Annotated in this window: 24 protein-coding genes; 14 read left to right on the top strand and 10 right to left on the bottom strand. The window is 69.5% G+C overall.

The genetic code is table 11. The features are described 5' to 3' along the window. The first annotated feature begins 52 nt into the window (after positions 1 to 52). On the top strand, positions 53 to 1627 hold the full coding sequence (locus PVT71_RS04850) for a DUF5928 domain-containing protein (RefSeq protein ID WP_353473374.1): 1575 nt from the start codon (positions 53 to 55) through the stop codon (positions 1625 to 1627). Positions 1628 to 1636: 9 nt separating this feature from the next. Then, positions 1637 to 2005, top strand: coding sequence for a histidine triad nucleotide-binding protein (locus tag PVT71_RS04845; protein WP_353473373.1), 369 nt, complete (start codon positions 1637 to 1639; stop codon positions 2003 to 2005). Between the two features lie 178 nt (positions 2006 to 2183). On the opposite strand, the gene PVT71_RS04840 is transcribed toward PVT71_RS04845, so the two are convergent. Then, complete coding sequence (locus PVT71_RS04840) at positions 2184 to 3110, bottom strand: ABC transporter ATP-binding protein (protein WP_353473372.1); 927 nt, start codon at positions 3108 to 3110, stop codon at positions 2184 to 2186. Positions 3111 to 3184: 74 nt separating this feature from the next. On the opposite strand from PVT71_RS04840, the gene PVT71_RS04835 reads away from it, so the two are divergent. The 6 genes from PVT71_RS04835 to PVT71_RS04810 all read left to right on the top strand — a co-directional run bounded on the left by PVT71_RS04835 (position 3185) and on the right by PVT71_RS04810 (position 7247). Continuing rightward, positions 3185 to 3364 (top strand): zinc-finger domain-containing protein, encoded by a 180-nt coding sequence (locus tag PVT71_RS04835; protein WP_353473371.1) that lies wholly within the window; start codon positions 3185 to 3187, stop codon positions 3362 to 3364. A gap of 29 nt (positions 3365 to 3393) precedes the next feature. Further along, positions 3394 to 4320 carry an AEC family transporter gene (locus PVT71_RS04830; RefSeq protein WP_353473370.1) on the top strand — a complete coding sequence of 309 codons (927 nt, stop codon included), beginning with the start codon at positions 3394 to 3396 and terminating at the stop codon, positions 4318 to 4320. A gap of 88 nt (positions 4321 to 4408) precedes the next feature. Beyond that, positions 4409 to 5239 (top strand): S-formylglutathione hydrolase, encoded by an 831-nt coding sequence (gene fghA / locus PVT71_RS04825; RefSeq protein ID WP_353473369.1) that lies wholly within the window; start codon positions 4409 to 4411, stop codon positions 5237 to 5239. Further along, positions 5236 to 5685, top strand: a complete 450-nt coding sequence (locus PVT71_RS04820) for a YaiI/YqxD family protein (protein ID WP_353473368.1) — start codon at positions 5236 to 5238, stop codon at positions 5683 to 5685. Before fghA ends, PVT71_RS04820 begins: the two co-directional genes overlap by 4 nt. A 3-nt stretch (positions 5686 to 5688) precedes the next feature. After that, positions 5689 to 6309 (top strand): HAD family phosphatase, encoded by a 621-nt coding sequence (locus tag PVT71_RS04815; protein ID WP_353473367.1) that lies wholly within the window; start codon positions 5689 to 5691, stop codon positions 6307 to 6309. Further along, the gene (locus PVT71_RS04810) at positions 6306 to 7247 is read left to right on the top strand and encodes an alpha/beta hydrolase (protein ID WP_353473366.1); all 942 of its coding nucleotides are present in this window, start codon (positions 6306 to 6308) and stop codon (positions 7245 to 7247) included. The genes PVT71_RS04815 and PVT71_RS04810 overlap by 4 nt, the downstream gene beginning before the upstream one ends. 21 nt (positions 7248 to 7268) lie before the next feature. Here PVT71_RS04810 and PVT71_RS04805 read toward each other — a convergent pair whose 3' ends face one another. Continuing rightward, positions 7269 to 8507 (bottom strand): MFS transporter, encoded by a 1239-nt coding sequence (locus PVT71_RS04805; RefSeq protein ID WP_353473365.1) that lies wholly within the window; start codon positions 8505 to 8507, stop codon positions 7269 to 7271. A 166-nt stretch (positions 8508 to 8673) separates the two neighbouring features. Here PVT71_RS04805 and zapE point away from each other — a divergent pair, with 166 nt between their 5' ends. Continuing rightward, complete coding sequence (gene zapE / locus PVT71_RS04800; protein WP_353473364.1) at positions 8674 to 9735, top strand: cell division protein ZapE; 1062 nt, start codon at positions 8674 to 8676, stop codon at positions 9733 to 9735. A gap of 403 nt (positions 9736 to 10138) precedes the next feature. Here zapE and PVT71_RS04795 read toward each other — a convergent pair whose 3' ends face one another. The 3 genes from PVT71_RS04795 to PVT71_RS04785 form a co-directional block, all read right to left on the bottom strand. Further along, positions 10139 to 11377, bottom strand: a complete 1239-nt coding sequence (locus tag PVT71_RS04795) for a folylpolyglutamate synthase/dihydrofolate synthase family protein (RefSeq protein ID WP_353473834.1) — start codon at positions 11375 to 11377, stop codon at positions 10139 to 10141. 53 nt (positions 11378 to 11430) lie between these two features. Continuing rightward, positions 11431 to 12381 (bottom strand): acetyl-CoA carboxylase, carboxyltransferase subunit beta, encoded by a 951-nt coding sequence (accD, locus tag PVT71_RS04790; RefSeq protein WP_353473363.1) that lies wholly within the window; start codon positions 12379 to 12381, stop codon positions 11431 to 11433. 137 nt (positions 12382 to 12518) lie between these two features. Further along, a complete protein-coding gene (locus PVT71_RS04785; RefSeq protein WP_353473362.1) occupies positions 12519 to 13406 on the bottom strand; it encodes a CPBP family intramembrane glutamic endopeptidase in 888 nt (295 codons plus the stop codon). A 192-nt stretch (positions 13407 to 13598) separates the two neighbouring features. Here PVT71_RS04785 and PVT71_RS04780 point away from each other — a divergent pair, with 192 nt between their 5' ends. The 4 genes from PVT71_RS04780 (at position 13599) to PVT71_RS04765 (ending at position 16508) form a co-directional block, all read left to right on the top strand. Next, positions 13599 to 14216 (top strand): dihydroxy-acid dehydratase, encoded by a 618-nt coding sequence (locus PVT71_RS04780; protein ID WP_353473361.1) that lies wholly within the window; start codon positions 13599 to 13601, stop codon positions 14214 to 14216. Between the two features lie 136 nt (positions 14217 to 14352). Continuing rightward, positions 14353 to 15126, top strand: a complete 774-nt coding sequence (locus PVT71_RS04775) for a DUF6478 family protein (protein WP_353473360.1) — start codon at positions 14353 to 14355, stop codon at positions 15124 to 15126. A gap of 13 nt (positions 15127 to 15139) precedes the next feature. Next, the gene (locus PVT71_RS04770; RefSeq protein ID WP_353473359.1) at positions 15140 to 15526 is read left to right on the top strand and encodes a hypothetical protein; all 387 of its coding nucleotides are present in this window, start codon (positions 15140 to 15142) and stop codon (positions 15524 to 15526) included. Between the two features lie 67 nt (positions 15527 to 15593). Beyond that, the gene (locus tag PVT71_RS04765; protein ID WP_353473358.1) at positions 15594 to 16508 is read left to right on the top strand and encodes a DMT family transporter; all 915 of its coding nucleotides are present in this window, start codon (positions 15594 to 15596) and stop codon (positions 16506 to 16508) included. Between the two features lie 10 nt (positions 16509 to 16518). Here PVT71_RS04765 and PVT71_RS04760 read toward each other — a convergent pair whose 3' ends face one another. The 5 genes from PVT71_RS04760 to PVT71_RS04740 all read right to left on the bottom strand — a co-directional run bounded on the left by PVT71_RS04760 (position 16519) and on the right by PVT71_RS04740 (position 20323). After that, positions 16519 to 17121, bottom strand: coding sequence for a GntR family transcriptional regulator (locus PVT71_RS04760; protein WP_353473357.1), 603 nt, complete (start codon positions 17119 to 17121; stop codon positions 16519 to 16521). A 143-nt stretch (positions 17122 to 17264) separates the two neighbouring features. Then, positions 17265 to 18368: a molybdenum ABC transporter ATP-binding protein gene (gene modC, locus PVT71_RS04755; protein WP_353473356.1), complete on the bottom strand. Its 1104-nt coding sequence runs from the start codon at positions 18366 to 18368 to the stop codon at positions 17265 to 17267. After that, positions 18365 to 19057 (bottom strand): molybdate ABC transporter permease subunit, encoded by a 693-nt coding sequence (gene modB / locus PVT71_RS04750; RefSeq protein WP_353473355.1) that lies wholly within the window; start codon positions 19055 to 19057, stop codon positions 18365 to 18367. Before modB ends, modC begins: the two co-directional genes overlap by 4 nt. A gap of 3 nt (positions 19058 to 19060) precedes the next feature. Continuing rightward, positions 19061 to 19849: a molybdate ABC transporter substrate-binding protein gene (modA, locus tag PVT71_RS04745; protein WP_353473354.1), complete on the bottom strand. Its 789-nt coding sequence runs from the start codon at positions 19847 to 19849 to the stop codon at positions 19061 to 19063. A gap of 69 nt (positions 19850 to 19918) precedes the next feature. Continuing rightward, on the bottom strand, positions 19919 to 20323 hold the full coding sequence (locus tag PVT71_RS04740) for a winged helix-turn-helix domain-containing protein (protein WP_353473353.1): 405 nt from the start codon (positions 20321 to 20323) through the stop codon (positions 19919 to 19921). 191 nt (positions 20324 to 20514) lie between these two features. Here PVT71_RS04740 and PVT71_RS04735 point away from each other — a divergent pair, with 191 nt between their 5' ends. Beyond that, a complete protein-coding gene (locus PVT71_RS04735; RefSeq protein WP_353473352.1) occupies positions 20515 to 21645 on the top strand; it encodes an ABC transporter substrate-binding protein in 1131 nt (376 codons plus the stop codon). Positions 21646 to 21702: the final 57 nt, after the last annotated feature.

The raw sequence follows: 21702 nt of genomic DNA, 5'->3' as shown, positions 1-21702 counted from the left end.
TCCGCGCGGGTAAAGGCGATGAAACGGGCGAAAATTGGGCGGACCTGATCCTTTGGCGAAGATTGCCTTCATATTGCTGTGCCACAGGGATCCCGAGGCGATCATCAAGCAGGCGCAGAGCCTGACCGCCGTGGGCGACTGCATGGCCATCCATTTCGACGCCGGCGCGCCGCAGGCCGACTACGAGCGCATCCGCGCGGCGCTGGCGGACAACCCTAACGTCACCTTCTCGCGCCGGGTGAAATGCGGCTGGGGCGCCTGGTCGCTGGTGCAGGCGACGCTGAACGCCGTCGAGGCGGCGCTCGAGCGGTTCCCGCGCGCGACGCATTTCTACATGGTCTCGGGCGACTGCATGGCGATCAAGTCGGCCGAATATGCGCATGAGCGGCTCGACGCGCGCGAGGCGGACTACATCGAGAGCGTCGACTTCTTCACCTCCGGCTGGATCAGGACCGGCTGGAAGGAAGAGCGGCTGATCTACCGCCACCATTTCAACGAGCGCACCCAGAAGCGACGCTTCTACGCCATGTTCGAGCTGCAGAAGCGGCTCGGGCTGAAGCGGAAGATCCCCGCCGATCTCGACGTGATGATCGGCTCGCAATGGTGGTGCCTGCGGCGGCGCACGGTCGAGGCGATCCTCGCGTTCATCGCCGGGCGGCCCGACGTGGTGCGCTTCTTCCGCGGCACGTGGATTCCCGACGAGACCTTCTTCCAGACGCTGGTGCGCCACCTCGTGCCCGAGCCCGAGATCGAGAACCGCACGCTGACCTTCCTGATGTTCTCGGACTACGGGATGCCGGTCACCTTCTACAACGACCACTACGACCTCCTTCTGGCACAGGACTACCTCTTCGCCCGCAAGATCAGCCCCGGCGCGCTCGATCTCAAGCGCCGGCTCGGCGTGCTCTATTCCTCCGAGCGGGTGCGGTTCGAGATCTCGGGGGAGGGGCGCTCGCTCTACCAGTTCCTCACCGAGAAGGGCCGGGACGGGCACCGCTTCGCGCCGCGCTTCTGGGAGACCGAGAGCTCGCTCGGGCGCGAGCGCGAACTGCTGATCCTCGTGTGCAAGAAATGGCACGTGGCCAAGCGGCTGATCGGGCGCATCCGCGAGGCGACCGGGCTGCCCTGCATCGACTATCTCTTCAACGAGGAAAGCTGCGAGCTGCCCGACCTCGGCGGGCTGCAGTCGAGCATGGACAAGCGCCACCGCCACCGCCGGGCGCTGATGCGGATGCTCTACGAGTCCTTCGGTCGCGAGCGGTTGGTGATCTGCCTCGATCCGGGCAATCTCGACCTGATCGAGGATTTCAGCCGCGACCGCGCCCGCACCCGGCTGCTGCAGATCGACTGCGAGTTCTCGGACAGCTTCCTTGCCGGCCACGCGACGCGCATCGGGCTGGCCGGGGAGCGCACCACCGAGGCGGCCATGGCGCGGCTCGTGCCGACCATCCGCAACGACATCCTGCACGAGAGCGACGCGCTGCGTGACGCGCAGCTGCCCGATCACCTGCACCTGCGCGAGCTCGACCCGCGCGAGGCGCAGGCGCAGGCGGTGGCACAGTTCCTTTCGGTCTCGCCGGGCGTGGCCCGGCAGATCGTCTCCGACGACCAACTCTATTCCGATTGAGGGAAGCCAATGGGCTACAGCTACGACGACCAGAACATCTTCGCGAAGATCCTCCGGGGCGAGATCCCGAACAGCACGGTGCTCGAGACCGAGCACAGCCTCGCCTTCCGCGACATCCGCCCGCAGGCGCCGACCCATGTGCTGGTGATCCCCAAGGGCGCCTACGTCTGCTACGACGATTTCGCGCAGACCGCCTCGGACGCCGAGATCCTCGACTTCACCCGCACCATCGGCAAGGTCTGCGAGATGGAGGGCGTCGCGGAGGGCGGCTTCCGCCTGATCGCCAACGCCGGCGAGGCCGGGGTGCAGGAGGTGCCGCACCTGCACGTGCACATCCTCGCCGGGCGGCCGCTCGGCCGGATGCTGTCGCAGGGCTGACCCATCCCGGCGCCGCGCCGGCGGGGCGGGCAGGACCGCCTCCGGCGGGCGTATTTGGAAAGAGAAGAAGGCAGGGGGCGCGCCCCTGCCGAACGTCGAACAGGAAGGGCGGCGCCGGAGGTCTGGCGCCGCCCTTTCATCTTTCTCCAAATACTCCCGCCGGAGGCGGCGCGGCGGCTCAGGCGGCGGGACGGCTGCGGGTGAGCTCGAGGAAGACGTCCTCGAGGTTGGCCTGCTCGGTGCGCACGTCGCGCAGGCTGATGCCATGCGCGCGCACCATCCCCAGCACGTCCTCGGCCGAGGTCCGGCGGGCGTGGTAGCTGAGCGCGATGAGCCCGCCCTCGCGCCGCTCGGCGGTGATGCCGGGCGCCTCCGGCAGGGTCTCGGGCATGGTCTCGGGGGTGATCACCATGGTCTTGGCGTCGATGTTGCCGAGCAGGTTCGCCGTGCTGTCGCGCGCCGCGACCTCGCCGTGGTTGATGATGGCGATCTCGTCGCACATCTCCTCGGCCTCCTCGAGGTAGTGGGTGGTGAGGATGATGGTCATGCCGCGCTCGGCGTTGAGCCGGCGCACGTTGCGCCAGAGCATCTGCCGCAGCTCGATGTCGACGCCGGCGGTGGGCTCGTCGAGCACGAGGATGTGCGGCGCGTGCACCAGCGCCTTGCCGAGCAGCAGCCGGCGGCGCATGCCGCCCGAGAGCGTGCGGGCATAGGCCTCGGCCTTGTCGGTCAGCCCGACCAGCTCGAGGATCTCGTCGGTGCGGCGGTCGTGCTTCGGCACGCCGTAGAGCCCGGCCTGCACCTCGAGCGCGCCGCGCGGCGAGAAGAACGGGTCGAGGTTCAGCTCCTGCGGCATCACCCCGATCGAGGCGCGCGACTGGCGGGGGTTGCGGTCCTGGTCCCAGCCCCAGATCGAGACCTTGCCGGCGCTCTTGACCACCAGCCCGGCAAGGATGTTGATCAGCGTGGACTTGCCCGCGCCATTGGGCCCGAGCAGGCCGAAGATCGAGCCCCGGGGCACCGAAAGATCTATGCCCTTCAGCGCCTCCTTGCCCCCCGTGTAGGTCTTGCGCAGCCCCTCGATGCGGATCGCGTCGTCACTCATGCCGAGCCTTGCTCCCGTGCCTGACTTGTCTCATAACGCAGGTAGTGCAAAGCCAGTGAAAAGGGAACCGGAGCATGGCCACCGAGGCGCCCGAGACCAAACTCGTCGACAGCTACCGCATCGCCTGCGACGGCGGTGAGGGGGCGCTTGGGCATCCGCGCGTCTGGCTCTCGCTGCCGCATGACAGCGGCGTGGTGGAATGCCCCTATTGCGACGCGCGCTACGTGCACCGGGATTTCGAGGGCAAGGTCTGAGCGCGCGCCGCGCTCCCTGACCCTCCTGCATGCTCGCCGTCTTTCTCAAGGTCCTGCCGTTCTTTGCCCTGATCGGCCTCGGCTACGGGGCCGCGCGGATCAGGTTCTTCTCCGAGGAATCGGTGGCGGCGATCACCCGCTTCGTCTTCTACTTCGCCCTCTCGGCGATGCTCTTCCGCTTCTCCGCGACGCTGTCGATCTCCGAGATCTTCGACCCGCGCGTCGCCTCGGCCTATCTCTTCGGCACGGCCGCGGTCTATTCCGTGGCGACGCTGGTGGGGCTGGCCCGGCGGCAGAACCTGCAGACTACGGCGATCGAGGCGCAATGCGCCGCCATCGGCAACACCGGCTTTCTCGGCGTGCCGATGTTGGCGGTGCTGCTCGGGCAGGCGGCGGTCGGGCCGATCATCCTGATGCTGTCGATCGACCTCATCGTCTTCTCGACGCTGCTGGTCATCCTCGTCACCGGCGCGCGCGAGGGGCGGCTCTCTCCGGCGCTGCTGAAGCGCGTCGCGCTGGGGTTGGTGCAGAACCCGATGATCGTCTCGATCGGCGCGGGGCTCTGCGTCTCGGGCTCGGGGCTGACGCTGCCCGCGCCGGTCACCGAGTTCCTGGCGATCCTCGGCAATGCCGCGACGCCCGGCGCGCTTTTCGCCATCGGCGCCTCGCTCGCCTCGAAGAGCGCCGAGCGGCTGGCGGTGGCGGGATGGCTCAGCTTCTGCAAGCTGGCGCTGCACCCGGCCTTCGTGGCGCTCGGCGCCTACGTGATCTTCCCGGTCACCGAATTCCAGGCGGCGGTGATGGTCTCGGCCTCGGCGCTGCCGGTGGCGGGCAACGTCTTCATCCTGGCGCAGCATTACGGCATCGCGCCGCAGCGGGTCTCGGCGGCGATCCTCGTCTCGACGGCGGCGAGCATCCTCACGGTCAGCGCGGTCATCGCCTGGGTCCACCCCTGATCCCTGCCCCCGTCTTTCGCTTGCGCGGCGGCGTCCCTGCGGGGTAGCCCTTGCGCGACGAAACGCGGGCGCAAACAGGAGTGCCACCATGCAAACCAAATCCGAGAACCGCTGCTTCGGCGGCGTGCAGGGGGTCTACACCCATGCCTCCGATGCCTGCGGCGGCGAGATGACCTTCGGGCTCTTCCTGCCCGAACTGGCCAGGGACATGGAAGTGCCCGTGCTGTGGTACCTCTCGGGGCTGACCTGCACGCATGAGAACGCCATGACCAAGGCCGGGGCGCAGGCCTGGGCCGCCGAGGCGGGCGTTGCACTGGTCTTCCCCGACACCTCGCCGCGCGGCGAGGGCGTGGCCGACGACGAGGCCTATGACCTCGGGCAGGGTGCGGGCTTCTACGTCAATGCCACCGAGGCGCCCTGGGCGCCGCATTTCCGTATGTGGGACTACGTGGCCGAGGAGCTTCCGGCGCTGATCGGGCAGGAGTTCTCGGTGGACATGGAGCGGCAGGCAATCACCGGCCACTCGATGGGCGGCCACGGCGCGCTGACGCTGGCCATGTCGCTGCCCGGCCGCTTCCGCTCGGTCTCGGCCTTCGCGCCGATCGCCAACCCGACGCAGAGCGACTGGGGCCGCAAGCAGCTGGGCGCCTATCTCGGCGCGGACGAAAGCACGTGGGCGGCGCATGATTCCACGCTGCTGATGCGCGAGAAGGGCTTTGACGGGCCGGTGCTGATCGACCAGGGCGGCAACGACCAGTTCCTGCACCTCTTGAAGCCCGAGGCGCTGGCCGAGGCGATGGCGGCGAAGCGGCAGGCGGGCAGCTTCCGCACCCAGCCGGGCTACGACCACAGCTACTTCTTCGTCTCGACCTTCATGGAAGAGCACATCGCCTTCCACGCAGAGGCGCTCTACGCGTGACGCTCTACATCGACGCCGATGCCTGCCCGGTGAAGGAGGAGGCCGAGCGCGTGGCAACCCGCCACCGCCTGCCGATGGTGCTGGTGTCGAACGGCGGGCTCCGCCCCTCGCGCAACCCGCTCGTGCAGGTGGTGACGGTGGCGGCGGGCCCCGACGAGGCGGACATGTGGATCGCCGAGCGCGCGGGCAGGGGGGATGTGGTCGTCACCAACGACATCCCCCTCGCGGCGCGCTGCATCGAGGGCGGGGCGCGGGTGCTGCGCCCCGACGGCGAGGTCTTCACCCCCGGCAACATCGGCGCGCAGCTGGCGATGCGCGACCTGATGCAAGATATCCGCGCTTCGGATCCATTCTACCAGAGCGGGAAAGGCCGGAGCTTTACAAAGAATGACCGTTCCCGTTTCCTAAATGCTCTAGAGCGCGAGGTCCGCGCTGCAGGGGACTAGGAAATGACCATCGAAGCTGTTGTCTTCGACATCGGGAACGTGCTCATCGAGTGGCAGCCCGAGCGATACTTCGATCGCCTCATGGGTGAGCAACGCCGCAAGGCGATGTTCGCGGAGGTTGATCTTCACGCGATGAACGACCGGGTCGACCGGGGCGAGGACTTTCGAGACACCGTCTACGAGGCGGCCGTGCAGAACCCGGATTGGCACGACGAGATCCGGCATTGGCACGACAGCTGGATCGAGCTCGCGAGCCCGGAGATCCCGCGCTCGGTGGCGCTGCTCAGGGCGCTGCGCGCCCGCGGCGTGCCGGTCTTCGCGCTGAGCAACTTCGGCATCGGCACCTTCGAGGTCGCCGAAGACGTCTACCCGTTCCTCAAGGAATTCGACCGCCGTTTCATTTCCGGCTACATGGGCGTCACGAAGCCCGATGCCGAGATCTACGCGCGGCTCGAGGCCGAGACCGGGGTGGCGCCGGAGCGGCTGCTGTTCACCGACGATCGCGAGGACAATATCGCCGCCGCCGCGGCGCGCGGCTGGCAGGTGCACCTCTTCGACGGGCCGGAGGGCTGGGCGCGCAGCCTTGTCGCCCACGGGCTGCTGCCGGAGCGGGACGCCGCATGAGCTACGTTCTTGGCGCCATCGGTGTGGCGCTTCCGCTGCTCGCGGCACTTCCGGGGATTGGGGAAATCCGCCGCCGGAAGCTTGACGACACCCGCCGTGCCGAGGCGCCGGGCAAGTTTGCCCGGCTCTCGCAGGGCGAGACCCATTACATGCTGATGGGGCCCGAGCGGGGCCCGCTGGTGGTCTGCATCCACGGGCTGACCGCCTCTTCGGCGGTGTTCCACGCGCTGGCGCGTCACCTCGCAGCGCAGGGCAAGCGGGTGCTGGTCTACGATCTTTACGGGCGCGGGCTTTCCGACCGCCCGCGGGCGCTGCAGACCCCGGCCTTCCTGACCCGCCAGCTGCACGAGCTGCTCGCGGCGCTGAACCTGCAGGGACCGATGACGCTGCTCGGCTATTCGCTCGGCGCGACGGTGGCGGTGCAGTTCGCCGCCGAGATGCCCGAGCGGGTCTCGCGGCTGGTGCTGCTGGCGCCGGCGGGGATCGAGTCCGAGCTCTCGCCCATCGTCGAATGGACGGCGCGGCATCCGCTGAGCGGCGACTGGCTGTTCCACGTGGTGTTCCCCAAGGCGCACCGTCAGAACGTCATCGAAAGCTCGGACGCGCGCAGCGAGGTGCCGGACATCGACCGCCAGCACGTCGCCGAGCTCGAGCGCCGGGGCTACGTGCGCTCGGTCCTGTCGAGCCTGCGCGGCTGCCTGCTCGAGCCGCAGGAGGCGGCGCACCGGCGGGTTGCCGAGCTGGGGATCCCGCTGCTGGCGATCTGGGGCGGGCAGGACCGGATGGTGCCGGCGGGCAGCATGGCACAGCTCTCGGTCTGGAACCCGGTGGCGGAGCAGAAGCTGATCGAGGACGCCTGGCACGGGTTGCCGCACACCCATGCCGGCGAGGTTGCGGCGCTCATCTCGAAGGATGAGCGCGCGCGCAAGCTCGCCTGACCCTGGCGCGCCCGGCCGGCCTCAGGCCGGCTGGGCGACCGCCGTGCGGGGCGTCTCGCGCACCGGCAGGTGCACGATGGCGCTGAGCGCGCCGACGCCGACGCCGATCCACCACACCAGCGTGTAGTCGCCGTAGATGTCGTACATCCGCCCACCCAGCCAGACGCCGAGGAAGCCGCCGAGCTGGTGGCTGAAGAACACGATGCCGTAGAGCGTGCCCATGTAGCGCAGCCCGTAGAGATGCGCGACGAGGCCCGAGGTCAGCGGCACGGTGGCCAGCCAGAGCGAGCCCATGACCACCGAGAAGACCAGCACGCTGACCGGGGTGATCGGCAGCGAGATGAACAGCGCCGCGGCGATGGTCCGGCCGAGGTAGATCAGCGCCAGAAGGTACTTGCGCGGCCAGCGCTTGCCCGCCCAGCCGGCGAGCAGCGTGCCGCCGACATTGGCGACGCCGATCACCGCGATGGAGACCGCGCCAAGCGCCGAGGTGCTGGTGATGCCGATGTTGTGCAGCACGCTGCCCGCGGCGATCGGGCTGCAGAGCTCGGTCACGAAGGCCGGGAAATGCGCGGTGACGAAGGCCAGCTGGTAGCCGCAGGAGAAGAAGCCGAGGAAGATCAGCGAGAAGGACGGATCGCGGAAGGCGCGCTTCAGGATCGTGCCCATGCTTTCCTCGAGCTCGGCCTTGCTGGCGGCGGGGGCGCGCATCAGCGGCAGGAAGAGCAGCACGGCGAGGATCGCCGCGGTGAACACCAGGAACACCTGCTGCCAGGGCATCATGCTCAGCATCCACTCGGCCATCGGCGCGCCGAGGATCTGCCCGGCGCTGCCCGCGGCGGTGGCGATGGCAAGGCTCATCGAGCGGTTGTCGTCCGAGGAGGCGCGGCCGACCACGGCGAGGATCACGCCGAAACCGGTGCCCGCGACGCCGAAGCCGACGAGGATCTCGTACATCTGGTGCTGCTCGGGGCTGACGGCGAAGCTCGAGAGCACGAGGCCGGCGGCGTAGATGATGGCGCCGAGGATGATCGCCTTGCGGTCGCCGATCTTCTCGGCCATCGCGCCGAAGATCGGCTGGCCGATGCCCCAGGCAAGGTTCTGGATGGCGATGGCGAGGCTGAACTCGGCACGCGGCCAGTTGAACTCCTGCGCGATCGGGATCTGGAACACGCCGAAGCTGGCGCGGATCGCGAAGGAGACGAGGATGATGAGACATCCCACCACGAGGACGGGGGTGAAGAGAGGGGTGCGGGTCATTCGGCAAGGCTCCTGCTGCGCCGCGGCAGCTTTACGACATCTGAACGCCGGGTCAATTCGCGGATCTTGATGAAAAACATCACGGATCGGAATGATTGCGGCGGTGCGGCGCGGAAGCGCCCGGCAGGCCCTACACAATCCCCGCGCGCCGCGCTATGGCGCGTGCATGACCACGCTGATGGACCTCTACGACGAGAAGGTGGCCGAGGGCCTGCTGCTGCGCGATCCGGCGCAGGAAGAGGCGCTTCCCCATTTCGAGCGCATCCGTGCCGAGCTTGCCAGGCCGGTGAAGAAGGGCTTCTTCCGCAAGGCGCCCGAGCCGCCGAAGGGGCTCTACCTCTGGGGCGGGGTGGGGCGCGGCAAGTCCATGCTGATGGACATGTTCGTCGAGAGCCTGCACGTGCCGGTGCGCCGGGTGCACTTCCACGCCTTCATGCAGGAGATGCAGGCCGACCTGCACCGGCTGCGCGGCGAGGGCGTGTCGGACCCGGTCGTGCCGATGGCGAAAAAGGTCTCGGACACGGTGAAGGTGCTGGCCTTCGACGAGATGCAGATCACCGATATCGGCGACGCCATGCTGGTCGGGCGGCTCTTCGAGCAGCTCTTCGCGGCGGGCACGGTGGTGGTGACCACCTCCAACCGGGTGCCGGACGAGCTTTACAAGGACGGGCTCAACCGCCAGCTCTTCCTGCCCTTCATCAAGCAGATCAAGGAGCGGCTCGAGGTGCGCGAGCTGGTCTCGGAAAAGGACCACCGGCAGGACCGGCTGAAGGGGGCGCAGGTCTATTTCTGCCCGGTGACGGCCGAGACCCGCGCCGAGATCGACCGCGTCTGGCAGGAGCTGACCCACGGCCACGAGGAAGTGCTGACGCTGCACATCAAGACCCGCAAGGTCGAGCTGCCGCGCTACTGGAACGGCGTGGCGCGGGCCTCGTTCTACGATCTCTGCGGCCAGCCGCTGGGCCCGGCCGACTACCTCGCGCTTGCCGACGCGGTGCGGGTGCTGGTGATCGAGAACATTCCCCGGCTCGGACGTGGCAACTTCAACGAGGCCAAGCGCTTCGTGACGCTGATCGACGCGCTCTACGAGGCGAAGGTGAAGCTGATCGCCAGCGCCGTGGACGAGCCCGAGAGCCTCTATATCGAGGGGGCGGGGGCCTTCGAGTTCGAGCGTACCGCCAGCCGCCTGCGCGAGATGCAGGACGCCGAGTGGGGCAAGCCGATCTGAGACAGGCTTGCCTCGCGCCGCGCGCGCGAGGGCGCCGGCACGCAAAAAGGAAGGGTCCCGAGGGACCCTTCAAACTGCTCGTTTTATATAGATTTTCTGCCTGCGATAGAAATCGTCTTCGGCCTGGAAGGGCCGTGGGCATGGCAGAGAGTCCGGCAGCGGAAACCGCACAATAATTCCGTGCGGCCTGTTCTGTCCCTGGGGTGCCGACTTGGCTGGCACCGCCCCGTAACTCTGACTGTCCCCGAGTGCTCCGCCGCGCAGATTGCAGTGAAGCAAAACCTTACACCTCTAAGCGTAGGTCACGATCGCGCGATGCGTCAAGATATAGTTGGTTAAACGAACCCTAAGAGTCCGTTTTTTTCGAAACACCACCCTTGGTGCCCCTGGGTCAGCCCGTTTGTCAGCCGTTTTCCCGCAGGACGGTGCCCGCGAGATAGAGCGAGCCGCAGATCAGCACGCGCGCGCGCGGCTCCTCGGCGGTGATCGCGGCAAGCGCGGCGGTCACGTTCGGGGCGGCATGGGCGCGCAGGCCGGAGGCGCGGGCGATGCGCGCGGTCTCCTCGGCCTCGAGCGTCGCCGGGGCGTCGGGGATCGACACCGAGGTCAGGCTGTCGGCCACGGATGCGAGCGGGCGCAGGTAGCCGCCGACGTCCTTGGTGTTCAGCATGCCGCAGATGAGGTGCGTCGGGCGGCGCGGCATCCGGGCGATATGCTCGGCCAGCGCCTCGCCCGCCGCCGGGTTGTGGCCGCCGTCGAGCCAGAGCTCGGCCAGCGGTGCGGCACTGGTCAGCGGGCCGCGGGTCAGGCGCTGCATCCGCGCGGGCCAGTCGGCGCTGGTCACAGCCGCCTCGCAGGCGGGCTCGTCGAAGCCGAGGTGGCGCAGCGCGGCGAGCGCGGCACCGGCGTTGGCAAGCTGGTGCTTGCCCGGCAGGTTCGGCAGCGGCAGGTCCAGCAGGCCGGTCTCGTCCTGGTAGACCATGCGGCCGCGCTCTTCCCAGACGTGCCAGTGCTGGCCATGCGCCAGAAGCTGCACGCCGAGCTGGGCGGCGCGGGCCTCGATGACGTCCATCGCCTCGTCCGGCTGCGGGCCGACGACGCAGGGCACGCCGCGCTTGAGGATGCCGGCCTTTTCACCGGCGATCTCGGCGATGGTCTCGCCAAGGTACTGCTGGTGATCGAGCGAGATCGGCGTGAGAATGGTCAGCGCGGGCTGCTCGACGACGTTGGTCGCGTCGAGACGGCCGCCGAGGCCGGTCTCCAGCAGCGTGTAATCGGCGGGCGTGCGGGCAAAGGCCAGCAGCGCGGCGCAGGTGGTGATCTCGAAATAGGTGATCTGCTCGTGCCGGTTCTTCTCCCAGCACTCGTCGAGCACGGCGCTCAGCGCCTCTTCCGAGATCAGCTCGCCTGCGAGACGGATGCGCTCGTGGAAGCGCACGAGATGCGGCGAGATATAGGCGTGCACGCGCTTGCCGGCGGCCTCGAGCCCGGCCCGGATCATCGCCTGGGTCGAGCCCTTGCCGTTGGTCCCGGCGAGGTGGATCACCGGCGGCAGGGCGCGCTCGGGGTGGTCGAGCGCGTCGAGCAGCCGCCACACCCGGTCGAGCGTCAGGTCGATGATCTTGGGGTGCAGGGTCATCATCCTCTCGAGGATGACGTCCGAGCCGGGGGTGCCGGTCACGCTGCTCTCGCTGGTCACTTGGTGGGTTTCTTCTTCTCTGCCTTGGGCTCTTCCGCCGGGGCGGGGGTCGGCGCGGTCTCGGCCCCGGGGGCGGGAAGGTCGCCCGCGACGGCGGGCGGCAGGCCCATCAGCATGCGCAGGATGGTGGTCAGCTCGGTGCGCAGTTCGCGGCGGTCGGTCACCCGGTCGAGCATGCCGTGCTCGAGCAGGTACTCGGCGCGCTGGAAGCCCTCGGGCAGCTTCTCGCGGATGGTCTGCTCGATGACGCGCGGGCCGGCGAAGCAGATCAGCGAGCCCGGCTCGGCGATCTGCACGTCGCCCAGCATCGCGTAGGAGGCGGTGACGCCGCCGGTGGTGGGGTGGGTCAGCACGACGATGTAGGGCAGGCCCGCCTCGCGCAGCATCTGCACGGCGACGGTGGTGCGCGGCATCTGCATCAGCGACAGGATGCCTTCCTGCATGCGCGCGCCGCCGGCAGCCGAGAACAGGATCAGCGGGCGCTTGAGCTTCCGCGCTTCTTCGGCGGCGGCGATGATCGCGTTGCCGACATACATGCCCATGGAGCCGCCCATGAACGAGAAGTCCTGCGCGCAGGCCACGACGGGGGTGCGGTTGATGTCGCCGGCGGCGACGAGCATCGCTTCCTTCTCGCCGGTGGACTTCTGCGCCGCCTTCATCCGGTCGGGGTATTTCTTCTGGTCGCGGAACTGCAGCGGGTCGGTGATCGGCTCGGGCACCGCGATCTCGTTGAACACGCCGCCGTCGAACAGCGCGCTGAACCGGGCGCGGGGCGTGATGTTCATGTGGTGGCTGCAGCTGGTGCAGACGCCGAGGTTGTCGGCCACTTCGCGGTGGAAGAGCATCGTCCCGCAGGAGTCGCATTTGGTCCACAGGTTCTCGGGCACCTCGCGGCGCGAGAAGATCGAGTTGATCCGGGGACGGACGTAGTTGGTAATCCAGTTCATGCGGTGCTGCCCTTGTTTTCCGAGCGTTCCGTGCGGCGTCAGCGGTTTTCTGTTGGCGGTGACTTAAGCAAGAGGCGGGGGAAATGCAATCGTGGCCTGCACCGGGGCGCGGCCCGGAGCCCCGGAACGCGGCGGCGTCAGCGTCTCAGGGCAAGCCGCGCGGCGAGCCAGCTGACCAGCAGGGTGACCAGATCCATCGGCAGCATCCGGGCCAGCGCCTCGGTGTCGCCAAGCGCGAAGGGCCAGCGGAAAAGCGCGAGGCCGGACATGTCGCCCTCGGGGGAGACAAGCGCGAGCGCCACGATATTGTTCATGAAATGCAGCGCGATGGCGGGGCCGAGCGTGCCCGACCGAGCGGTCAGGTCGGCGGCGGCGACGCCGAAGAGGAAGGCCCAGATCACCACGGTCGGCGCGGCCGAGCCATAGGTGCCGGGCGCGTAATGCCCCAGCGCAAAGAGCGCCGAGGGAAGGCTCAGCCAGACCCAGGGCTGCGGCAGGCGCGCGGCAAGCTGGCTCTGCAGGTAGCCGCGGAAGAACAGCTCCTCGGAGGCGGTCTGGATCAGGATCGCGGGCAGGGTCAGCGGCAGCAGCGCCAGCCAGCGCAGCATCGGAAGGCCCGGGTGCAGCGGCTCGTCCACGGCCCAGACCATCAGCGCCGCGCCAAGCAGGGCGGCGAGCCCGGCGGCGGCGGCGCAGCGCAGGAACTGCGCCAGAGCCAGCGGCGGCGGGCCGACCAGCGTCACCGGCGCGCGATCGTGAAGCACCCGCGCGGCGAGCGCGGCGCCGACGCCGAGCGTGCCCATCGAGAGCAGCAGCAGCAGCATGCCCGGCGGGGCATCGGCATCGCGCACCGCCTGCACCAGCGCCGCGGTGCGATCCGCGGGCACCAGCAGCATGATCAGGCCGAAGAGGAACTGCCCGAGCACGAAGCTCACCGCCAGCACGAAGCCCAGCCCGAGCGCCAGCCGCCAGAGCTCGGTGCGCCTTGCGGTCGCGGTCAGCATGACGAAGGGGTGGTATCTCATTCCGCCGCGGCCCGCCGGTGCCGGGGCGCGCGTGCCGGAGACGCTGCGGTCCCGGGTCTGTCTGCGTACATGTCGGCCGTCCTTTCTTCCCGATGTTCAGGCGCTTGGCCGGGCCTGTCAATTCCCGGAAGGATCAGGTGCCCGGCTTTCCTTCTTGTGCGGCGCAGGGCGCTTCGCTAACCCGAACGCATGATGGCGATCCCGGGATCCAGCCGCGCCCTGCGCGGACGACGCGGCGCGGCGCTCCTGGCGCTCCTGGCGCCTCTGGCGCTGGCATCCTGCGAGTCCGTGAACGGCAGCGGGCGCCCGCCGCTGCAGCAGGCGGTGCTCGAGGGCGGCGCGGTGGTCGTCGCGGGGCCGGGCGGCTATTGCGTCGATCCCGTCACGCTCAAGCGGGGCGCGGGCCGCGGCTTTGCCGTGCTGGCCTCGTGCCAGATCCTGAGCGGCGGCGAGACCGGCGCCGTCGTCGATCCGATGATGCTGACGGTGACGGTCGGTCCGGCGGGGGCGGCGGGCGAGGTGCCCGCGCCCGAGACGCTGGCCGCCGAGGCGGGGCGGCTGCGCCTCGCCGGGGGCGAGATCCGCGACGGGCTGTCGGTGGCCTATCTCGCCGGCGGCGGTGACCGGGCGCTGCCCGGCGGCGATCCGCGGCACTGGCGCGGCGCCTTCCTTCTGAACGGGCGGCTGGTGGTCATGGCGCTCTACGCGCCGAGCGGTGGCGTGCTGGCCGGGGGCGACGGCGCGGCCATGCTGCAGGCGGTGCGGGCGCGGATCACCCAGCTCAGCCCCGAGGCGGCGGCGCAACGCTGAGCCACGCACGCGACGCGGCCCCGTTTATTCGATCGCAAGGATTTGCCATAACACCGGGAACGTACGCCGGAAGCGGCGTGCCGGAAACACGGGGGCGCGCCGGGATCGGCGGGCAGGGCAGGGAAGAAGGTCGGGCATGGCAAGGCAATGGGGCGGGTGGATGCGGCAGGCGCTGCAGGCGGCGGCGCTGCGGCGCTGGTCGCGGCTTGCGGGTGCCGCGGCCGAGATGCCCCTGCCCGAGCTGCGCCGCCAGCGCCGCGCCGCGCGCCGCCTGCGCAGCCGGCTCGACGAGCTCCTGCACGTGGCCGAGGCGCGGCTGGCGCTGCCGCTGATCGGCAACCAGGCCTTTCCGCGCCCCGCCGACGCCGACTGGTCCTGGCGACCCGAACTCTGGCGCGGCCCGCTGCCGCAGCCCGGCATCGCCTCGGTGCCGGAGAAGGCGCAGCTCGGGGCCGAGGTGACGCTGTTCCACGACTGCCCGCGCACCGAGCTCACGCTGCGCCAGATCCGCAACCTGCGCGAGGCCGACCTTGCGCCCTTCGGGCTGCGGCTCGACGTCTTCCGCTTCTGCGGCAGCTACCTGTCGCTGGCGGTCGAGCTGCCGCAGGAGGCCTGCGCCGGTCTCGGACGGCGGCACCTCGTGCGGGTCGAGACCATCGTGGAGATGGAGAAGCCGCTCGAGATCTTCACCCGGCTCAACATCCGCCACGGGCCGAACGTCGAGCAGATCGTGCGCGAGCTGCCGCTGAACGCCGAGGAGATCAACGTCGAGTTCGACCTCGCCTACACCCGGCTCAACGAGAAGCGGGTGGACGGCATGTGGCTCGACCTGATCTTCGAGGGGCCCGAGATGAACGAGGTCATCCTGCGGGACCTGACCTTCAGCCGCCGCCCGCGGGCGGAACTCTGAGCGGAGAGCGCGCATGAGCGAGTACAGCCTGACCAAGACCCGGTTCCGCGAGGGCGTCTGGCACGGGATGCTGACCGGGCCCGAGGGCAGCCAGCCCGAGATCGCCGTGACGCTCGAGGACGCGCCGGTGCGCGGCGTGAGCCTTGTGGGCATGGGCAGCCCCGGGCAATGGGCGCTCGAGGTGCCGGTGCCCGCCGAGGCGATCGGCGACGGGGTGCGGACCATCCTGATCCGCGAGGCGGCGAGCGGCGATCTTCTCGAGAGTTTCACGCTGGTCGCGGGCGAGGCGCTCGGCGACGACATCCGCGCCGAGATGTCGCTGCTGCGCGCCGAACTCGACATGCTCAAGCGCGCCTTCCGCCGCCATTGCCTCGAGACGGGAAGCTCTTCGGCAGGTTGACCTTGCCTCGGGCAAGCGCCAGTGTGCCCGGGATTTTTCCCTGTTCGGCGCATCGCCCGGAGCCCCCATGTCCCCCCTTCGCGGCATTGCGCTGAAACTCACCTCCGTGGTGCTCTTCGTCATCATGTCCGCGATGATCAAGGCCGTCTCGGACGAGGTGCCGACCGGCGAGTCGGTGTTCTTCCGGTCGTTCTTCGCCATGCCGGTGATCATCGCCTGGCTGGTCTGGACCGGGAAGATGAAGACCGGGCTCAAGGTCGCGAGCCCGATGGCGCATTTCCTGCGCGGCATCGTCGGCGGCGCGGCCATGGGCTTCGGTTTCGCGGCGCTGGGGTTGCTGCCGCTGCCCGAGGTGACCGCGCTCGACTATGCCGCGCCGCCGCTCACGGTGATCTTCGCGGCGCTGCTGCTGGGTGAGAAGATCCGGCTCTTCCGCATCTCGGCGGTGTTCGTCGGCCTGCTTGGGGTCATGGTGATCATGCTGCCGCTGCTCACCGTCAAGGAAGCCAGCCCGGCGGTGCTCTGGGGCGTCGGCTTCGTGCTGACCTCGGCGGTGCTGCGGGCGCTGGTGCAGATCCACATCCGGCGCATGGTGCAGACCGAGCAGACCTCGGCCATCGTCTTCTTCTTCTCGCTGACCACCACGCTGCTGTCGCTGCTGAGCATTCCCTTCGGCTGGGTGATGCCCGAGCCCCAGACCTTGGCGTTGCTGATCGGCGCGGGGCTGATCGGCGGCGTGGCGCAGATCTTCCTGACCTCGGCCTACAAGGGCGCCGAGGCGGCGCTGCTGGCGCCCTTCGACTATGCCTCGATCCTCTTTGCCATCCTCATCGGCTACGTGGTCTTCGACGAGGTGCCGACCGGCCTGACGCTGCTCGGCTCGGCGATCATCATCGCCTCGGGCATCGCCATCATCCTGCGCGAGCGGGCGCTCGGGCTGAAGCGGTTCAAGGCGCGCGGCGGCATGACCCCGCAGGGCTGAGCCGCCCGTCTCAGTCGGCCAGCAGCGCCTTGTGCGAGAGCCGGTACTCCGGCACCTGCCGCAGCACGCCGCAGACGTGGTAGCGCATCGCCGCCGCCGCGCCCTCGGCGTCGCCCATCGCGATGCGGTCGACGATGGCGCTGTGCTGGCTGATCATCAGCTCGGGGTCGAGGCTCTCCTCGACGGTATGGCGCACACGGTCGGTGCAGAGCTTCCAGCTTTCCAGCTGCGGCCAGATCGAGCCGAAACCGGCCCGTTCCGCGAGGGTCAGGTGGAAGCGGTCGTCGAGCCGCAGCAGGTCGCGCGGGCTGCGCAGGCCGACCACCTTCTGGCGCTGGATCTGCTCGCGCAACTCGCCGAGGAAATCGGAATCGGCGTTCCCGGCGACGATGCGGACGATCTCGACCTCCGCCTGCTCGCGCAGGAAACAGGCGTCGCGCAGCTGCCCCTCAGAGATCGGCAGGACGGTGACCCGGTCGGGGGCGCTGCGCACCGCGAGACGGTGCTCGTGCAGCAGAGCGAAGGCGCCGCTCACGGCCTCGGGCGTGCTGGCGTTCTCCTCGGCGACGCGGGTCATCAGGATGGGCGTGCCGGCGGGGATCAGGTTGCGCACAATGGCATCCCGCAAGGTCTTGAAAATCTTGTATTCAGGAGGGGAGGCAAGGTCGAATTCCGCGGACGTCATGGCCCGGTGAGTCCTTTTCAGACACTCGAAACATACATCTCAAAGATATATATTCGCCGCGCTCCGCGCAATCACGGACTGTCGTTTCTGACAGGTCCGCCGATGTCTTCCGGGGCAACTGCCACGGTCTTCATCACCGCGTGGCAGGGCACGCCGGGGGCAAGCTCCAGCGCCGCGGCGGAGCGGCGGGTGATCCGCGCCAGCACGCGCCCGGCGCCGGTCTCCAGCGAGACCAGCATCCCCGGCCCCTCGCCGCTGCGGATCTCCTGCACGTGGCCGCTGATGATGTTCAGCGCCGAAAGCCCCTCGGGCCGCGCGCGCGACAGGATCACCTCGTGCGCGGCGATGCGGACGCGGACCTGCGTGCCGGGGGCCGCGCCGAGCCGGGGGATGAAGAGCGGCGTGCCCGTGGCGTCGAGCTCGGTCAGCCCGTCGTCATGATGCCGCGCGACGGTCGCGTGCAGCACCGCGCCGGCCGCCCGCGCGCCGAGCGGGGTCACCGCCGGGTCGGCGAGCACCTCGGCGGCGGGGCCCTGCCGCGTCACCCGCCCGGCCTCGAGCGCGACCACGGTGGTGGCAAGCCGGGCGACCTCGGCGGCGGAATGGCTGACGTAGAGGATGGGGATCGAGGCCTCGGCGCGGAGCCGCTCGAAATAGGGCAGGATCTCGGACTTGCGGGCCTCGTCCAGTGCCGCGAGCGGCTCGTCGGCAAGGATCATCCGCGGTGCCGAGAGCAGGGCGCGCCCGATCGCCACGCGCTGCTTCTCGCCGCCCGAGAGCGCGCCGGGGCGGCGGTCGAGCAGGGGCCCGATGCCCAGCATCTCGACGACGCGGCCGAAGTCGGCGGCGGCGGCGCGGCTCGGCGAGAACCACGCGCCGTAGCGCAGGTTCTGGCGCACCGACAGGTGCGGGAAGAGCCGCCCCTCCTGGAAGATGTAGCCGATCCGGCGCCGGTGCGGTGGCAGCCACAGGCCGCGCTCCGTGTCGAGAAGCACCAGCTCCTCCGCCGCGATCCGCCCGGCGTCGGGGCGCAGCAGCCCGGCCACGGCGTTGACGATGGTGGTCTTGCCTGAGCCGGAGCGCCCGAAGAGCACGGTGATGCCCGCCGGCGCCTCGAACCGCGCGTCGAGGTCGAAGCCGCCGAAGCGGTGGCGCAGGTCGACCGAGAGCGTCATGTGCCCGCCACCCGCCGCTGCGCCCGCCGCGCCAGCGCCTCCGACAGCAGCAGCGCGCCCATCGCCACGGCGACCGAGACCGCCACCAGCCGCAGCGCCGCGCTCTCGCCGCCGGGGACCTGCAGGAAGGCGTAGATCGCCGAGGGCAGGGTCTGGGTCTGGCCGGGGATGTTCGACACGAAGGTGATCGTGGCGCCGAACTCTCCCATCGCCTTGGCGAAGCCGAGCACCGCGCCGGCGATGATCCCGGGCAGGATCAGCGGCAGGGTGACGGTCAGGAAGACCCAGGGTTTCGACGCGCCGAGCGTGGCGGCGGCCTGTTCCAGCTTCGGGTCCACCGCCTCGAGCGAGAGCCGGATGGCGCGCACCACCAGCGGAAAGGCCATCACGCCAGCGGCCAGCGCCGCGCCGGTCCAGCGGAAGGCGAAGACCACGCCGATCTCCTGCAGCGCGCCGCCGACGGGGCCGCGCGTGCCGAAGGTCAGCAGCAGCAGGTAGCCGGTGACCACCGGCGGCAGGATCAGCGGCAGGTGCACCAGCCCGTTGAGCAGCTGCTTGCCGGGAAAGCGCCAGCGCGCCAGCGCATAGGCCGCCAGCAGCGCGGGCGGCAGGCCGCAGAGCGTGGCCCAGAGGGAGACACGCAGCGAAAGCCGCACCGCCTGCCATTCCTCGGGGCCAAGCCAGTCCATGCCTCAGCCGCCCGCGCCGGGGGCGGGCACCACCACGAAGCCCTGCGCCTCGAAGGCGGCGCGCGCCTCGGGCCCGTGCAGGTAGTCGAGGAAGGCGGCCGCGGCCGGGGTGTCGCGCCCGGCAAGCCCGGCCGCCGGGTAGACGATGGGCGGGTGGCTGTCCTTGGGGAAGGTGCCGATCACCGAGACGCCTTCGTCCGCGGCGGCGTCCGTCGCGTAGACGATGCCGAGCGGCGCCTCGCCGGTCGAGACCAGCGTCAGCGCAGCGCGCACGTTGTCCGCCTGCGCCACCTGCGGCGCCGCGCTGTCCCAGAGCCCGAGGCTTTCCAGCGCCGCCTTGCCGTAGATGCCCGCGGGCACGGCATCGACCAGCGCCATCGCGAGGTGCCCGCCGTCCAGCAGCGCGGGGAGGTCGAGCCCGGGGCCGATCTCGACGGGGGCGGCGTCCTTGCCATGGGCGATAAGCACGATCGAGTTGCGCAGCAGGTCGCCGCGGGTGCCCTCACGGACCAGCCCGTCCTCATCGAGCGCGTCCATCCATTCCTCGTTGGCCGAGATGAAGATGTCGGCGGGCGCGCCCTGCTGGATCTGCCGCGCCAGCGCCGAGGAGCCGGCGAGCGAGACGGTCACCTCGTGCCCGGTGCCGGCCTCGAAGGCGGGGGCGATCTCGTCCATGGCGTTCTTCAGGCTGGCTGCGGCGAAGACCACCACCTCCTCGGCCTGCGCGGCGAGGGGGAGGGTCGAGAGCAGCGCGGCGGCAAGCGCCGGGCGGAGGGAGCGGGCGAAAGGCATGGGAGAAAATCCTTGGAAATAGATATGTTCGGCGAAACATATCGCAATCGCAAGGGCGCCCGGCAAGCGTTATTTCCCCTCGGGAATATCGGAGGGCGGGAGCGGCGTCTCGCGCAGCAGGCCCCGCAGCGTCTCGATCCGGTCCGCCCCGGCCTCGGCGATGGTCTCCTCGAGCGCCCGGTAGTTGGCCAGCACCTCCTCGCCGGTCTCGGTCAGATGCGCGCCGCCGCCCTTCGCGCCGCCGCGGCTGCTGTCCACCAGCGGCGCGCGGAAGGCACGGTTCATCTCCTCGACGAGGCTCCAGGCGCGCTTGTAGCTCATCGACATGGCGCGGCCCGCGGCGGCGATCGAGCCGGTCTCGCGGATACGCTCCAGCAGGTCGGCCTTGCCCGGGCCGAGCATCGCGTCGGTGCCGAAGAGGATGCGCAGACGCAGCCTCGGCGGGCTCTGCGTCTCGGGTCTGGACTCTTTCATGCCTAAAGTCTTCCCGCATCATGGCTGGGCTGACAAGCACTCGACGCACCGGCGGGGCGAAAAGATCACGCGAGACGCCCGCGCCGCGTTTCTTCCATTGTATTTCCACTGCGTCTGGCGAAGACTGACCCTCACAAAAAACTGCGGGTCGCACGCAAGAGGCGGTCCCGAAGAAACCCAGGGAGTTATTCATGTTCAAACATCTTCTCGCCTCCGCAGCGCTCGTCGCCTGCGCCTCCGCCGCCTCGGCCGAGGTCAAGGTCGGGCTCATCACCACGCTTTCCGGCGGCGGTGCAGGTCTTGGCATCGACACCCGCGACGGGTTCATGCTGGCCGTCGAAGAGGCGGGCCGCAGCGATCTGACGGTGGTGGTCGAGGACGACCAGCAGAAGCCCGACGTCGCGGTGCAGATCGCCGACAAGATGATCCAGTCCGACAAGGTCGACCTGCTGACCGGCATCGTCTGGTCGAACCTCGCCATGGCGGTCGTGCCCGCGGCCACTGCGCAGGGGCTGTTCTACCTCTCGACCAACGCCGCGCCGGCGCAGCTGGCCGGGGCGGGCTGCAACCCGAACTACTTCTCGGTCTCCTACCAGAACGACAACCTGCACGAGGCGGCGGGCGCCTATGCCACCAGCGCCGACTTCAAGAAGACCTTCATCCTCGCGCCGAACTACCCGGCCGGTAAGGATTCGCTCAACGGCTTCAAGCGCTTCTTCAAGGGCGAGCTGGCGGGCGAGGTCTACACCAAGCTCGGCCAGACCGACTATGCCCCCGAGATCGCGCAGATCCGCGCCTCGGGTGCCGACAGCGTGTTCTTCTTCCTGCCCGGCGGCATGGGGATCTCGTTCCTCAAGCAATACGCCGACAGCGGCGTCGGCCTGCCGCTGGTCGGCCCGGCCTTCTCGTTCGACCAGAACATCCTGCAGGCGGTGGGCGACGCGGCGCTTGGCGTGAAGAACACCTCGCAGTGGAGCAAGGATCTCGACAACGCGGCCAACGCCCACTTCGTCGAGGCCTACCTCGCCAAGTACGACCGCCTGCCGTCGCTCTACGCCGCGCAGGGCTATGACACCGCGCAGCTGCTGATCTCGGCGATGGACAAGGCCGACATCGCCGACAAGGACGCCTTCCGCGCGGCGCTCGAGGCGGCCGACTTCGCGTCGGTGCGCGGCGAGTTCAAGTTCTCGCCGAGCCACCACCCGATCCAGGACATCTACGTGCGCGAAGTGGTCAAGGAAGGCGATATCCTCACCAACAAGATCGTCGCCACGGCGATGGAGGATCGCGGCCACGCCTACGAGGCCGAGTGCAAGATGTAATTCAGACGGGTGCGGCCCTCCGAGCGACAGCGCGGAGGGCCGTTCTCCATCCCGGCC

Source organism: Salipiger sp. H15, assembly GCF_040409955.1.
Classification (GTDB): Bacteria; Pseudomonadota; Alphaproteobacteria; order Rhodobacterales; family Rhodobacteraceae; genus Salipiger.
The sequence above is the reverse complement of the archived record's forward strand: the minus strand, read 5'-3'. Positions and strand labels throughout refer to the sequence as shown.

Excerpts from the sequence above, each read along its gene's own strand:
- PVT71_RS04845 (WP_353473373.1), top strand. The coding sequence starts at position 1,637 with ATGGGCTACAGCTACGACGACCAGAACATCTTCGCGAAGATCCTCCGG.
- PVT71_RS04840 (WP_353473372.1), bottom strand. The coding sequence starts at position 3,110 with ATGAGTGACGACGCGATCCGCATCGAGGGGCTGCGCAAGACCTACACG.
- PVT71_RS04835 (WP_353473371.1), top strand. The coding sequence starts at position 3,185 with ATGGCCACCGAGGCGCCCGAGACCAAACTCGTCGACAGCTACCGCATC.
- PVT71_RS04830 (WP_353473370.1), top strand. The coding sequence starts at position 3,394 with ATGCTCGCCGTCTTTCTCAAGGTCCTGCCGTTCTTTGCCCTGATCGGC.
- fghA (WP_353473369.1), top strand. The coding sequence starts at position 4,409 with ATGCAAACCAAATCCGAGAACCGCTGCTTCGGCGGCGTGCAGGGGGTC.
- PVT71_RS04815 (WP_353473367.1), top strand. The coding sequence starts at position 5,689 with ATGACCATCGAAGCTGTTGTCTTCGACATCGGGAACGTGCTCATCGAG.
- PVT71_RS04810 (WP_353473366.1), top strand. The coding sequence starts at position 6,306 with ATGAGCTACGTTCTTGGCGCCATCGGTGTGGCGCTTCCGCTGCTCGCG.
- PVT71_RS04805 (WP_353473365.1), bottom strand. The coding sequence starts at position 8,507 with ATGACCCGCACCCCTCTCTTCACCCCCGTCCTCGTGGTGGGATGTCTC.
- zapE (WP_353473364.1), top strand. The coding sequence starts at position 8,674 with ATGACCACGCTGATGGACCTCTACGACGAGAAGGTGGCCGAGGGCCTG.
- PVT71_RS04795 (WP_353473834.1), bottom strand. The coding sequence starts at position 11,377 with ATGATGACCCTGCACCCCAAGATCATCGACCTGACGCTCGACCGGGTG.
- accD (WP_353473363.1), bottom strand. The coding sequence starts at position 12,381 with ATGAACTGGATTACCAACTACGTCCGTCCCCGGATCAACTCGATCTTC.
- PVT71_RS04785 (WP_353473362.1), bottom strand. The coding sequence starts at position 13,406 with ATGAGATACCACCCCTTCGTCATGCTGACCGCGACCGCAAGGCGCACC.
- PVT71_RS04780 (WP_353473361.1), top strand. The coding sequence starts at position 13,599 with ATGGCGATCCCGGGATCCAGCCGCGCCCTGCGCGGACGACGCGGCGCG.
- PVT71_RS04775 (WP_353473360.1), top strand. The coding sequence starts at position 14,353 with ATGGCAAGGCAATGGGGCGGGTGGATGCGGCAGGCGCTGCAGGCGGCG.
- PVT71_RS04770 (WP_353473359.1), top strand. The coding sequence starts at position 15,140 with ATGAGCGAGTACAGCCTGACCAAGACCCGGTTCCGCGAGGGCGTCTGG.
- PVT71_RS04765 (WP_353473358.1), top strand. The coding sequence starts at position 15,594 with ATGTCCCCCCTTCGCGGCATTGCGCTGAAACTCACCTCCGTGGTGCTC.
- modC (WP_353473356.1), bottom strand. The coding sequence starts at position 18,368 with ATGACGCTCTCGGTCGACCTGCGCCACCGCTTCGGCGGCTTCGACCTC.
- modB (WP_353473355.1), bottom strand. The coding sequence starts at position 19,057 with ATGGACTGGCTTGGCCCCGAGGAATGGCAGGCGGTGCGGCTTTCGCTG.
- modA (WP_353473354.1), bottom strand. The coding sequence starts at position 19,849 with ATGCCTTTCGCCCGCTCCCTCCGCCCGGCGCTTGCCGCCGCGCTGCTC.
- PVT71_RS04740 (WP_353473353.1), bottom strand. The coding sequence starts at position 20,323 with ATGAAAGAGTCCAGACCCGAGACGCAGAGCCCGCCGAGGCTGCGTCTG.
- PVT71_RS04735 (WP_353473352.1), top strand. The coding sequence starts at position 20,515 with ATGTTCAAACATCTTCTCGCCTCCGCAGCGCTCGTCGCCTGCGCCTCC.